Origin of the sequence: Streptomyces hundungensis (genome assembly GCF_003627815.1) — a bacterium.
GTDB lineage: Bacteria > Actinomycetota > Actinomycetes > Streptomycetales > Streptomycetaceae > Streptomyces > Streptomyces hundungensis_A.
Map to the genome: position 1 here is coordinate 1 of NZ_CP032698.1, position 12,774 is coordinate 12,774.

13 protein-coding genes are annotated in these 12,774 nt (G+C 70.5%); 12 read left to right on the forward strand and 1 reads right to left on the reverse strand.

Going from position 1 to position 12,774, the window contains the following annotated elements:
• Positions 1–185 precede the first annotated feature (185 nt).
• From DWB77_RS00005 to DWB77_RS00065, 12 genes are all read left to right on the forward strand, one after another.
• Positions 186–530, forward strand: coding sequence for a hypothetical protein (locus DWB77_RS00005; RefSeq protein WP_120719306.1), 345 nt, complete (start codon positions 186–188; stop codon positions 528–530).
• A gap of 347 nt (positions 531–877) precedes the next feature.
• Complete coding sequence (locus DWB77_RS00010; protein ID WP_216826799.1) at positions 878–1,201, forward strand: hypothetical protein; 324 nt, start codon at positions 878–880, stop codon at positions 1,199–1,201.
• 79 nt (positions 1,202–1,280) lie between these two features.
• Positions 1,281–2,843, forward strand: coding sequence for a DUF3560 domain-containing protein (locus DWB77_RS00015; protein ID WP_120719307.1), 1,563 nt, complete (start codon positions 1,281–1,283; stop codon positions 2,841–2,843).
• Between the two features lie 676 nt (positions 2,844–3,519).
• Complete coding sequence (locus DWB77_RS00025; RefSeq protein ID WP_120719309.1) at positions 3,520–3,828, forward strand: hypothetical protein; 309 nt, start codon at positions 3,520–3,522, stop codon at positions 3,826–3,828.
• 823 nt (positions 3,829–4,651) lie between these two features.
• Positions 4,652–6,052 carry a ParB/RepB/Spo0J family partition protein gene (locus DWB77_RS00030; protein ID WP_120719310.1) on the forward strand — a complete coding sequence of 467 codons (1,401 nt, stop codon included), beginning with the start codon at positions 4,652–4,654 and terminating at the stop codon, positions 6,050–6,052.
• Positions 6,053–6,119: 67 nt separating this feature from the next.
• Positions 6,120–6,374 (forward strand): hypothetical protein, encoded by a 255-nt coding sequence (locus DWB77_RS00035; RefSeq protein WP_120719311.1) that lies wholly within the window; start codon positions 6,120–6,122, stop codon positions 6,372–6,374.
• Positions 6,375–6,478: 104 nt separating this feature from the next.
• On the forward strand, positions 6,479–6,787 hold the full coding sequence (locus tag DWB77_RS00040; protein ID WP_120719312.1) for a hypothetical protein: 309 nt from the start codon (positions 6,479–6,481) through the stop codon (positions 6,785–6,787).
• 83 nt (positions 6,788–6,870) lie between these two features.
• Positions 6,871–7,242 carry a hypothetical protein gene (locus DWB77_RS00045; protein WP_120719313.1) on the forward strand — a complete coding sequence of 124 codons (372 nt, stop codon included), beginning with the start codon at positions 6,871–6,873 and terminating at the stop codon, positions 7,240–7,242.
• 488 nt (positions 7,243–7,730) lie between these two features.
• Positions 7,731–8,276 (forward strand): single-stranded DNA-binding protein, encoded by a 546-nt coding sequence (locus DWB77_RS00050; protein ID WP_246033304.1) that lies wholly within the window; start codon positions 7,731–7,733, stop codon positions 8,274–8,276.
• 72 nt (positions 8,277–8,348) lie between these two features.
• A complete protein-coding gene (locus DWB77_RS00055; protein ID WP_246033305.1) occupies positions 8,349–9,581 on the forward strand; it encodes a hypothetical protein in 1,233 nt (410 codons plus the stop codon).
• 143 nt (positions 9,582–9,724) lie between these two features.
• Positions 9,725–10,288 carry a hypothetical protein gene (locus tag DWB77_RS00060; RefSeq protein WP_120727179.1) on the forward strand — a complete coding sequence of 188 codons (564 nt, stop codon included), beginning with the start codon at positions 9,725–9,727 and terminating at the stop codon, positions 10,286–10,288.
• Complete coding sequence (locus DWB77_RS00065) at positions 10,285–10,836, forward strand: DUF6248 family natural product biosynthesis protein (RefSeq protein WP_120719315.1); 552 nt, start codon at positions 10,285–10,287, stop codon at positions 10,834–10,836. The genes DWB77_RS00060 and DWB77_RS00065 overlap by 4 nt, the downstream gene beginning before the upstream one ends.
• Here DWB77_RS00065 and DWB77_RS00070 read toward each other — a convergent pair.
• On the reverse strand, positions 10,820–12,034 hold the full coding sequence (locus tag DWB77_RS00070) for an IS110 family transposase (protein WP_120719316.1): 1,215 nt from the start codon (positions 12,032–12,034) through the stop codon (positions 10,820–10,822). The genes DWB77_RS00065 and DWB77_RS00070 overlap by 17 nt on opposite strands.
• Positions 12,035–12,774 lie beyond the last annotated feature (740 nt).

Below are 12,774 nucleotides of genomic sequence, written 5' to 3' on the forward strand. Positions count from 1 at the left end.
CGGTCGCACTGAGTGGAGCCAGTAGCCCGGAGCCTGAGCGGTTCCGCACGGTTCCAGGGGGGTTCACACCCATGCATGTTCCACTATTATTGGAGATGTGGCGAGGGGCCGACTCCCCTCCGAGCCCCTCGCCGCTCCCCCGCCACGCGATGCCATCCGGTACACCATGCCCCCCTGGAGACGACATGCTGCGCACCCTCCTGCGTCCCCTCATCCGCCCGCGCTCAATTCTGGTCCGCACGTCCAGCCGGTGGCTGGCCCTGCCCCCGATCGCACGGGACTTCCTGCCCGAAGCCACAGCCGAGGAAGCAGTGACCTACAACCGGGCCCGCAAGGCCGCAGCGATCACCCTGTACCTGTTCCGCGCGGGAAAGCCCGCATCATGCCGCGCCCAGGACGTCGAGGCCGCCGCCACCGCCCTCGGCTGGTGCACCGTCTCGCCGGAAACCCGAGCAGCCGTCCGCGCGAACCTCGGCGTCCTGTACGCCGATTCGGAGATCTGGCGGAGTTCACGGGCGGCGCAGCGGTGACGCCGAAACAGTACCCAGGCCGGGTTTTCCTTCCCGGGGACTTCGACGAGCCGTGCGAGGACTGCCAGGCCCCGGCCGGTGCCTACTGCCGCCCCGGGTGCGGGTCCGGCTACACCGCCGACGACGCCCGCGCGGACGCGCAGAAGCGGACCGAGAACCCTGCTTGACGCTGACCCGGCCGCCGTCCCAAGCCCGCCCCGGCACCACCACTTCCGAACAAGGAGCCGTCCGATGCGACTTACCAACCTGCCCGCAGGCACTGTCATCCTGACCGCCCCATCGACACCGTCGAGGCCGGAGAGCTGGTCGAGGGCGACCTCATCAGCGTCGGCGGGAGCACTGTCACCGTGACCGGCACCGAGCCGTGCGACCTGCCGGGGATGATCCGGCTCTCCGTCAGCTACCGCCCGTACGACAACGACATCATCCGTTGCCAGGGGTGGACCATGCCCGCCAACGCCCGCTTCACCCCCCTGTGGCTGCCGCGCACCGAACGCGTCACCTGCGAGCCGTGCAGCACCACGCATGACGTCGAGGTCGACCGCGCAAGTGAGGGCCGCATCCGCTCCTGGTTCTGCTCGGGTCACGCCGCCCGCCCGTCACTGAAGTGGCAGAGGAGGCTGCCCCCCGGCCCCGCACACCCCGTGCCCGCCCTGCTCGGCCTCTCCTGAAAAGCCACCCCCCAGTCACTCCGCAGGCAACCCGGTGGCCGATCAGCCCGCCCCCACACACACCGGCTGACAACTACGCGTGGCTGTCCGCACGACTCCTGGAGGACCCCTTGATCACGATCACGCACACCCATGCGGAAGGCACGCTCGCCGACGGCACCTCGAAGGGCGACGGCTCCGGCGACGTACTCAAGCGGTACGGCTTCCGCTGGATGCCCTCCATCGGCATGTACGGCATCCCGGGCACCATCGACCGCGCCGCCCGGCGCTGCGCCCTGCACCGGGCCGCCACCGACCTGCGCGCGGCCGGCTTCGACACCGAACTCACCGTGGACGACACCCCCCGCCCCTACGACATCGTGCAGGCCGCCGCCCGCGCCGCCTGGACGAGCGGCGCGCCGCGATCGGTGGGCGCGCCGAACGACTGGCTCAGGAGTCTGCTGCTCTGCTGCGTCGCTCCGATGAGCTGGTCGACGGCATCCCCATGGGGCAGCCGATTTTTTCCGGTAAGCGCGGTCGCTGGCACCGCAAGGCACAGGCCCGGGCGGCCGACGCCTTCCTCAAGGCCGGTGCCGCCGGGCGTGAGGCCGAGCGGCAGGCCGACCGGGTGCAAGCCTCTCTGAACCAGCAGGAACGGCGAGCGACGTTGCAGGTCACCGCGCGGCGTATCGCTCGCCTGGAACGCGAATTGCGCACCATCGAGCGTGCGTTGACGGGGCATCAGGACGCGCCGCCAGCTGGCGGCCTGCGCGCCGAGCAGCTCCGGGCGGAGCGTGCCGTAGCCGAGATCCAGCTTGCCGGGGACCGGTCCGTACTGGAGCAGGCGCGTGCTGCGGGCGGCTTCGGGCAGTGGAGCCGGGACACCCTGCATGTGGGTGACCGGGTTCAGATTCATGGAGAGTGGCGCCGCATCGTGAGGATCAACGTCAAGACCGTCTCCGTCGATAGCGGCTATTCCTGGGTGAGCCGCCACGGATTCGACGAGATCACCCAAGCAGCCTGCCCGCACTCGCGGACTCCGGATGCCCCCGAGGCCCAGGCGGGAGCGGCCCGCAGTCCCAAACCGCGCCGGAGCACACGCCAGCGTGCTGCGGGTGTTTCCCGCGCAGACACGCCGGTGACGACCTGCGCGGACGGCGCCGTGTATGTGCAGATCACGTTCTTCCAACTGGCCGGGCCCGCTGTCCGCCTGGTCTGCGGATGCGGTGGCAAGCACTGGTCCAGGGCCCTGGACGGATCCCCCACGACGGCCGCTGATGTACCCACTGCCCTCGTGGAAGGCCTGATCGCGGCAGAGGGCTATCAGGTCAGCGGCGACTGGGCCGACCACAAGATCACCGGCGAGTGGGCACACATCGCCCGCCGTGCCCCGGTTCGGCGTTTCATCCAGCCCGGCGATGAGCCCAGCGTCGGTGCGGGAGAACGGCTGCATCACTGGCGGGCCGACCGCTGGTCCCTTTTCCTCGCGGACGGATCCGGCTACGAGATCAGCTGGGTCCCCGAGGGCCCGGACCACTTTCTTGCCCGTCGGCGCCGCAGCACGTCGCTCGGTGCCGCTCCCTCTTGGGCTGAAGCACTGCTTCTCATCCGGGCGCACGCCGCGCAGGGCGTGCCGGACGGCGAGGGCCGACCGACAGCCTGACCGGTCATCCACCCTCCCGGCAGTGCGCCGCCGGTGGCCGAACGTGCCTAGCCCCGCGTCACGGACCACCGGCTGTGAGGCCAGCACCGCCGCAGAAGCTCACGGTGTCCGGTGCCGGCGTCCGCGCCGTCCCGGTCCCTCCCCCCGCCCCCGTCTGAAAGGAAGAGCCATGAGACGGCACAGCAAGCGCCATCTCGCCCCGCCCGCGCCCGCGACGCCCGTACGGTCACACCCGACGGGCGCTGCGTGGACTGCGGGGAGAGCGGGACGGTCGAAGTCGCCGTAATTCCCAGGCCCGACGGCACCGCACGCCGCGTCCTGGCCTGCACCGCCCACGCCGCAGCCCGCCGAAACTGACGCCCCAGCCCTCACGCATTGCCTGAGGGAAAGCGCTGCTCGTGAGCCCTCGCACGACTACCAGCCGCAGGAGACCCATTGTGCCTTCCGCAAGCAGCCCCTACACGACGATCGAGGAATGGGAGGAAGCCGCTGCCGCCCAGCGCGCAGCGGCCCGCGGCGTGGCCCGCCTCATCGCCGACACCCTGCGCCACCAGTTCGCTGGGCCGCCTACCTCGTCCTCTATCTCGCTCCCGAACACGACCGCGCCACACGCCTGTTCCCTCACTCCGTCCGCGATGCGGGGGGCGCCATCCTCCACGACTTCGAAGACCACCTCATGCCGCCGGTCGGGCATGGCACTGCGCTCAGCGCCGCATGGAGGGACCTCTGCCCCCGGGACCCCTTCGACCTACGGCGCATCCTGCGCTGCCTCGACACGGCCGGAGCCGTCTTCGACAACTACCCCGAGGACCTGCGCACTGACGATGACCCGGCGGAGACCACCATGCCCTGCTTGTTGCTCCACGCCACCGCGCGCCCCGCACCCTTCCACAACGAGAACGACACCGACGCCAGCGAACGGCTGCTCAGGCCCCACAGCCCGCTCTCGCTCGCTGAACACGGAAGGGCGGATCGCGATGCCTGAATTCCTTGACCTGCCGGGCCGCTCCACCGCAGAGCGGCAAGCGCTGACCCCCCATCACCAACAACTGTCGAAAGGGGAGACAGTGAGCAAGCAGGGCGTCTTCGCGGCGCTGGAGAGGTCCGGCCACTACGCCGGCCTGATGGTCGCACTGGCCGGGACCAAGTCACGGATGCGAGCACAGGAGAATTCGGTGGCGCTGGAATTCTTCGGGAACCGCAGCACCGACTGTCGCCCACGCCCCGGCGGGTCGCTGGTTTGTGGCGCTCGGCGCCCTGGGGAGCCTCGGTTCCAACTCCACCACTGCCGTGCCAGGGGCTCCGCAATGGTCGTGGGCCCCCGGGGGGCACGGTCTGGCCGCAGGACTGCCAGCAGAGGTCCCCGCAGGCCCCAGGTGACGGCAGGTTTCTCGGTGATCCCCAACCGGATGGAGCAGCGCGACGCGGCATGGGGTTTGGGGGCCAGGTTCCTCGGTGCGCTCTGCTCGGGTGATCCGGCCTGGACCGCGAAGGCCGCGACGCGGCGCATGGTCGCGGAGTCACTTGCCCGCTGCGCGGCATCTCAGGACGCCGTGCGTGACGGGGCCCGTGTTCCGTCAGAGCCACCGGGCAGCGCTTCCTCCGGCAATTCCCATACGGAGCCCCGGGGTTGAGCGGATGTAGGGGTGGGTTCACACCCCCACATCTTCCACTATTATTGAGTCATACCGGAAGGGGGCACCGCCCCTCTCCGCGTTCAACCGCCAGTCCGAGGAGGACTCCATGGCTACCGCCACCAAGCCCCCACCAGCGCACAGCACACAGAAGTAACTCCCGACCTCTGCGAGATGGTGGTGGTCCACCTCGATGCGGACCGCATCGTTCGCGACAGCTGCAACGCCCGCGAGACCGACACCGCCCCGGACGACACCCTGATCGACTCCGTCAAGGCCGTCGGGATCCAGGACGCGATCAGCGTCCGGCCGCTCCCCGGCGGCACGTACGGGGCGTTCAAGGGCTGGCGCCGGGCCCAGGCCCAGCAGGCCGCCAACGCCACCGCCGCCGAGGAGCAGCGCGAAGTACTCAAGGTTCCTGCCTATGTCCGTGCGGACCTTGTGGGGCGCGACGGGTGGACCCGGCTGCTGAGCCTGATCGAGAACGACCACCGCGAGGGCATGGCCGAGCGGGACAAGGTGAAGTCCGTGGAGCTCGCGCTCGTGGACATGAGCGAGGCCGAGCAGACCCGGGCCGCGAAGGCGCTGCGGGTACGGCGGGGAGCGGTCAAGCACGCCCGCCGTGCCCAGAAGCTGGACGATGCGACACTGCGGCGTGCGTCAGCCGGTGGGATGGATCTGGAGCAGACGGCGCAGCTCGCCGAAGTGGCGGACGTGCCGGGTGCGGAACGGCGCCTCCAGAGCGCGCTGAGCCGGGACCAGGAGACGGGTGAGGGCGGCCGGGGGCACTGGGACCAGGAGATGGCCCTGCTCCAGGCCGAACTCGCCGACAAGCAGGCGCGCGCAACGGCGCTCGCTGCGCTGAAGAAGGCGAAGATCCCGCTCCTTCCGAACCGCAACCTCGCGCCGTTCGGGGAGAAGGACCTCTCCCGGCCCCTGTCGGAGCTGACCACCCCGCTGGGCAACCCGCTCACCGAGGCCAACCACTCCGGCTGCCCCGACCACAGCGCCCGCCTGGACGCGGCACATCAGCCGGTGTGGCACTGCGCCGACCCCGCCGCCCACGGCCACAAGGTGCGCCCCGAGGCCCGCAAGCCGAAGAACCCCCTCTCCCCGGAGGAAGCGGCCAGGCGCAGCAACTCCATTGCCAGCACCCGGGCATGGAAGGCCGCCCGCGAGCCCAGGTACGCCTTCCTCACCAAGCTCTGCCGCGCCAAGACGTTGCCCGACGCCGCCCGCACCTTCGCCCTCAAGCACTTCGTGACCCGCTGCTCCGACCCCCGCGACCCCGAGATTCTCGGACTGATCCTCGGAGCCAAGCCCGGCGACCCGGCGCCGCTGAACGTGCCCAAGGCCCGCGACACCGCCCTGGTGTTCGCGATCGTGGCCGCCGCATTCGAAGGCGATCTCCGCCCCGACAAGGCATGGACGTCCCTGCGCCCCAGCGCCGCAGCCTGGCTGATCCTCCTGGAAACACTCGGCCGACAGGACAACGCCTACGCCCTGTCCGAGGTCGAGGCGCAGGCCGTCGCCGCACACCGCCCCCGGACCGACACCGCCGGTCAAGCCGCCTGACCGTGCCCCTGGGTGCAGCGTGTACCAGCACGCCGCACCCAGGGCCCCGCACCGAAAGAGCACCACTGTGAAGATCACTGCCCAGCACGTCGGAACCTCCGTCGCCCGGGACATCCGTTCCGGCGCAACCGTCATCGTCCGGCTCTCCGGTCTCGGCCCGGACGGCGTCTCCTACACCTGCACCGACGGATTCCGCGAGTACCAGCCCACCTCGTTCGCGATCAGCCTCGACGACATCACCGCCCGCTGGCGCCCGGCCACCGCCGAAGAGACCGCCGAGTTCGAGCGCCTCCACCGGCCCGCCCCCGAGAACTGGGACTGACCCCACACCGCACGGCACCGGTGCGCGGGCCAGTTAGCCCGCGCACCCGCTCCGCGCTGCCTCGGCAGCGCCCACGGCACATTCTCAGGAAGGCCACCCACCCCATGGACGTCTTCGCCCTGTTCTCGATCTGCATCCCCGTAGCTCTCGGCCTGTGCGCGCTCGCGGGCGCGCTCACCGGCCGCCTCTCCGCGCGCCACTTCTACGCCCTGCTCACCACCGCCATGCTCATCCGGAGCATCGCCAACATCGCCCAGGGCAAGGCGCTGTACGCCGCCACGGACGCCGCACTCACCGCCTACTACGCCTGGCGCTGGTGGAAGAACGGCGGCGGCGACGACACCAAGCGCCGCCTGCGCAGCGTGGCCAAGGGCTTCACCCCGACCCGCCGCACCGCCCCCACCACGGCCTGAGGGCCCCGCACCGGCACGGCCGGTGCCCCGTCCGTACCCGGTCCACCCGGGCCGGGTGCCCCTTCACCCACCGGGAGATCACCATGTCCGAGACCACGCTCACCGACGTCTGCGCCTACATCCGCACGCTGCCCGGCCGCGCCGACATCGCGGCCGTCCAGGAAGCCTGCGCCCAGCAGATCCTCACCCTCGACCGCGCGGCCCGGCCCGTCATCACCTCCGGCCGCCGCGCCAGGATCACCGACATCCGGCCCGCCTTCCTGGCCGGGCTGACCGGGACCGTCCAGGAACCCAACAAGACCGTCACCCGCTGGCACTTCCTCCTTGACGAGGAGTCCACCATCGCCCTGCGGCGCGACCCCCGCACCACCTACACCGTCCCCGACGACACCACCCGCTTCCTGCTCCCCGGCAAGGGCATCCCCGCCGGGTGCGTCGAACTCCTCGACGCGTAGACCCTGTTCGCGGGGACGGCTCGCCGCCGTCCCCGCTCGGGCCCCGCCCCTGTGGCATCCCCAAGAAGGACCCGACCATGGACGGCGGCGGCCCTGAGCCGAAGCGCCGGCTGCGCCGACCCGTGCGCCACTGCACCCCGGTCCCGCACCGCACCCGCCACCCCCTGAGTCCAACCCACTGCCCCGCTGCGCCTTCGTCCCGTAGCCCCCACCACGAGCGGATGGGTCAAGCACCGCGAACCGGCATCAGCCCGCTGCCCAGGCCCCGGCGCGTCCCGGGAAGGCCTTCACTGCGGCTGGCCTGTCGTGGCGGTACCGGCCGTGCCATCTGGGCCTCTCCCGGCGCACCGACGCGTACTGGCTCTCGGCGGCCTCCGTGGCGGCTCCGCTCCCGATGCGGTGTGCCGCTCCACCCGACGCCGGGCTTATACGGGGGGGGTTGACCCACCCCTTTCTTCAACTATTATTGAAGACAGAGGAGGGGTTTCATGCCATCTGAACTCGTCATGCCCATCAGCGGGACCGTGACCGGTGACGTCGAATGCCGCATCACCGAGACGGGCACCGTCATCGCCCGCTTCCGACTCACCGCCCACTCCCGCGAGTGGGACCCCCGCGCCAAGGCCTGGCGCGACGCAAAACCGGTCTCCTACGTGTGCACCGTGTGGCGGGACCTGGCACGCAACGCTGCCGAGTCCCTCACCGACGGCGTCACCGTCCTCGTCCACGGCCGCGTCACTGATGTCCGCGACAACACCTTGTGGCTCAGCGTCAACGACCTCGGCATCAGCCTGAGCCAGCGCATCGCCTACACCGAGCAGAGCCTGCCCGGCCCCCAAGCCGCCGCCCCCGTCAGCGCGCCAAAGCCCGCCGCACCCGCAGCTGCCACCACCGCTTCCCAGCCCGCCGCCCGCGTATCCGCCCGCCCCACACCGACAGACTCCCGGCCGCCCTGGTGGACAGCCGAACGCACCCAGGGCTGGCCCGCCTTCACCCCCGGCGGCACCACCGCGCACGCCGACCAGCGCTGCTGACTGCACCACCAGCCGTACGGCGGCTGCTGCGCAGTCCTGCCCTCCCCCGCCCGTTCGCCCCGGAGACTCATCATGTCCTGCACCGCGCCGGGCCCCCAGCTGCCCTTGTTCGGCCATGCCCCCGAGGACAACGCCGATGTCGACGTCGTCATCAACTGGGGGCTGGGCGTCGATTCGACCGCCTACATCGCCCGGATGCTCACCGCCCCTGCCACGCACGGCATCGACCTGGAGCGCACCGTCGTCCTCTACATGGCGACCGGCAGCGAGTGGCCCGAAACCCGGCTCCTGGTCGAGAAGTTCATGCTGCCCCTGCTGCGCGAGCACCGCGTGCGGTTCGTCCAACTGGCCCGCAACGGCCACCTGCGCCAGGACGGCTTCACCGTCCTGGACGACTCCCCCACCCCCGAGCGGCTCTTTGCCCGCGGGCCCTGGACCTTGTGGGACGACCTTGAGTCCGTGGGCACGGTCCCCCAGCAGGCCGGCACCCGCAAGTGCAGCCTGTGGGCGAAGGGGGACGTCGGCGACTGGTGGCTGGGGCAGCAGTTCGGCGGCCGTCCCTTCCGGCAGATCATGGGTTTCAACGCCGACGAGGAAGGCCGCCGCTTCGGCGACCAGGCCACCTCCAAAATGCCCGGGCGTACCGGGGAGTTCCCGCTCATCGACTGGGGCTGGGGCCGGCAGCGGTGCGAGGACTACCTGCTGGAACGGTTCGGCGTCCACTGGCCCAAGTCGTACTGCACGTTCTGCTGCTTCCCCGCCTCCATGGGCGCGCTCCCCGCCCACCTGGAGCGCATGCGCGCCCACCCGTCGCTCGCGGGCGAAGTGCTCCGCCTGGAGTACACAGCCATGAGTCTCAACCCCAACGCCAGGCTCTACGGCCGCCGGAGTCTGCTCGAACTCCTCGACCCGGACCAGCCCCGTGACCGGGTCTGCCTGGACGCCTTCGAACGCGAACTGGACATGCCCTGGGCCCTCTACCGGGTACGCCGGCTGTTCCTGCTGTCCCACGACGGCCGCCGGCGCCCGGTGATGCGCTCCACCGAGCGCATCGACCTCGGCCGCCCCCAGCAACTGGCCCACCGACTGGCCACGATCTCCCAGCGCCACCGCGTCGCGGTCGAACACGACCCCGCCTACGGACGTGCCCGCGCCTGGGCACGCCCCCGCGGCACCACCTGGCCGATGGCCGAGGACCTTTTCACCACCGCCCCCGCCCGCGTCATCGACAAACAGGACAAGGGCTTCGAGCGGGAATGGCACGCCCTGCTCACCGGTGCAGCCGCCCAACTCCCTCTCACCTGAACCCACCGCCCCTGGAAGGAACGTCCCCATGCCCACCCGATTCCCAGCCTCCGCTCTCACCACGGGCCAGCGCAGTGCGGTACCTCGCGACTCCTTCGGGACCTGAGGCCCGGGCGGCGATGCGGGCCGGCCTGCTGGCCTGCATGACCACCCCGGCCCAGGGCAACGTCGTCCCCGACGGCGCGCTGTACGCCTGCGACAACGGGAAGTTCGGCAAGGGGTGGCCCGGGGCCGAGCAGTGGTTTTCCTGGCTGCGCGCGACCGTGGACCGCTATGGCCGTGCCCGCTGTCTGTGGGCCGTGGCTCCCGACGTCCCCATGGACGCCAAGGGCACGCTGGCCGAGTCGTTGCCCTGGCTCGAGCCGATCCGCTCACTCGGCGTTCCCGCTGCCTTCGCCGCCCAGGACGGCAGCGAGCACGGGCTCATCCCCTGGGGCCGCTTCGACGTTCTGTTCCTCGCTGGATCCACAGCCTGGAAGACCGGGCCTGCCGCTCACCGCCTGGCCGCCGAGGCCCGCGGACGGGGTCTGACGGTGCACATGGGCCGGGTCAACTCCCTCCGCAGGCTGCGCATCGCGCAGGCCTTCGGCTGCACCAGCTGTGACGGCACCTACCTCGCCTTCGGACCCTCCACCAACCTCCCCCGCCTTTTGACGTGGCTGGACGAACTCCGCGCCGCCCCGACCCTGTTCGGAGACCACACATGACCACCCGTCTGCGCCACCTCGGCGCCGCGATCATAGGGATTCTCGACCCCGTCCCCTCCCCCACCACCCCGCCAATGAGCGAGACCGAGGGTGCCTGGGTGCGGGCCCATGCCTGGACCCAGGGACTGCGCCGCATCGAGGATGCCTACCCGCACGGCTTCCACCGCTGGTGCTCGTGCGAACGCGGCACCTGCACCGCCTGCGCCTCAGGCCACCACGACCGGTGCATCAGCGCCACCGGCCCCCGCACCGACACGGACGCCGGCACCCTGACCGACCATGGCGGCTTCGTCGTCGCGGTCATCCATTACACCCCCAGTCAACGCCCCTGCCGCTGGGTCTGCCCCTGCACGCACCAGGAACGGACCGCAGCCGCCGACGTATGCGAGCCACGGCCCACCCGGCACACACTCGCTTCTTCGCGGTCGGTGCCCGGCCCGACCGGGCAGCTTTCCTTGTTCCCGGATGGGGGGGGTGTCTCTATGTCCTTCGTCAAGGATGTGGCGCCGGGTTTGGGGCTGTTTGGGGCGGTCATGCGGCGAGAGTGACGCTGGGGGTCCGGGATTCGTAGAAGGTTCCGTCGCGGAGCATGGCGAAGAGGACGCTGATGCGTTGGCGGGCGAGGCGGAGGAGCGCTTGGGTGTGGGTTTTGCCGCGGGCTCTTTGCCGGTCGTAGTAGCCGCGGGAGGCCGGGTCGGCGTTCATGCAGGCGAAGGCGGAGAGGAACATCGCGCGTTTGAGCTGCCGGTTTCCGCCTCGTGGTGCGTGTTCGCCGTGGATCGAGGTCCCTGACGACTTGGTCGTGGGAGCGAGGCCGGCGTAGGAGGCGAGGTGGGCGGCACTGGGGAAACCGGTGCCGTCGCCGACGGTGACCAGGATGACGGCGGCGGTCCTGACTCCGACTCCGGGCATCGAGGTCAGGACCGGGTGAAGAGGGTGAGCCTCCAGAAGGGTGCTGATCTGGGCTTCCAGTGCCCGGCGCTGGTCGTGAACCGCCGCGAGCGAGCGGGCCAGCGACGGGATGACCACGTCGAGGGTGCCGGTTCCCGGGACCACGACGGTCTGTTCGTCGAGGGCGTCGAAGACGTCGTCGACCAGCCGGGCCGCCATGCGGGGGGCCTTGGGACGGATCACCTCGACGAGTCTGCGGCGGCCGGCTTTCCGCAGGGCGTTCGGGGATCCGTATCGCTCGAGGAGCCAGGTGACGGCGGGGTGGTCCAGCCGCGGGCCCAGGACCCGCTCGAGGCTGGGGTGGAACTGGGTCAGCAGACCGCGTATCCGGTTCGAAGTGCGGGTGGCCTCGGCCGCGAGGTCCTGGTCGAAGCCGGTCAGCACCGTGAGCTCGGCGGTGATCTCGTCGGTCAGCTCCAGCGAACGCAAAGTGTGAGGCATCGTCCGGGCCGCGTCCGCGATCACCGCCGCGTCCTTCGCGTCGGTCTTCGCCTCGCCTGGATAGAGGTCGGCGATCCGCCGCATCGCGAGTCCGGGCAGGTAGGCGACCTCGCAGCCCGCGTCGCGGGCGACGGTCAGAGGCAGGGCGCCGATAGAGGCGGGCTGGTCCACGATCACTAGGACGGTGCCGAACTTGGCCTTGAGCTTGTCGAAGACGGCCCGCAGTTTCGGTTCGCTGTTGGGCATCGGCTTGTCGAAGACCTTCTTCCCGGCCGGGGTGAGCCCGTGGCCGTGGTGGGCGGTCTTGCCGACGTCCATCCCGAGGAAGACGCCCACGCCTTCGGTGTCTAACATCGCAACCTTCCCAGGTGATTGACCGTGCCGGCCTCGGCAATGGCACCGTGCTCGCGCATCCACGTTATGTAGACCTGCCGCCCACGTCTCTGCCCGGCATTGCGCCGGACCGGGCGGTGGCCGGGTCTCTCATCAGCGTCTCCGGCGGCACCTACCAGGCCCGGCGACACCACCCCCCAGGTCATCCGTTCGACAGAGGGGACACAGTCATACCGGACCCGGAGGCCAGCAGCCCCATTGCAGGACCGCGAAAAACATAACGGGGGACGCCGTGATGCCCCTCGTTCAGGACCACCTTCCTTTCGAGGACCTGCCGGAGGTGCCGACCGCGTCTCTTTGGTGCCAGCGATGGAACGCGGGTCAGCACTCCTGGCAACACGTTCGGGACGGCGGCTTCGATGCCCGGCGCTACCGAGTGGACGTCATCCCCACGGCGCCCGCCAAGGCATTTGTGCTCGCGCACCACTACTCCCGCTCATATCCAGCTGCGACGGTGCAGTTCGGCCTGTTCGACGTCGCTGGAGGCCAGTGCCGTCTGAGCGGTGTCGCGGCGTTCGGTGTTCCAGTCAGCAGGACTGTGCTCACCAAGCCTCTGCCGGAGCTGCGGCCTTCTGCGCACCCCTCGCACTGATCGACCCACTCGTACCGTTCCACGAAATCTCTCCTGTGAGGCAAAGTACGACATCCAGCATTGATCGACTCGCGCCCACAAGGTGGCCACCCTGAGTAGTCTCAGTGGT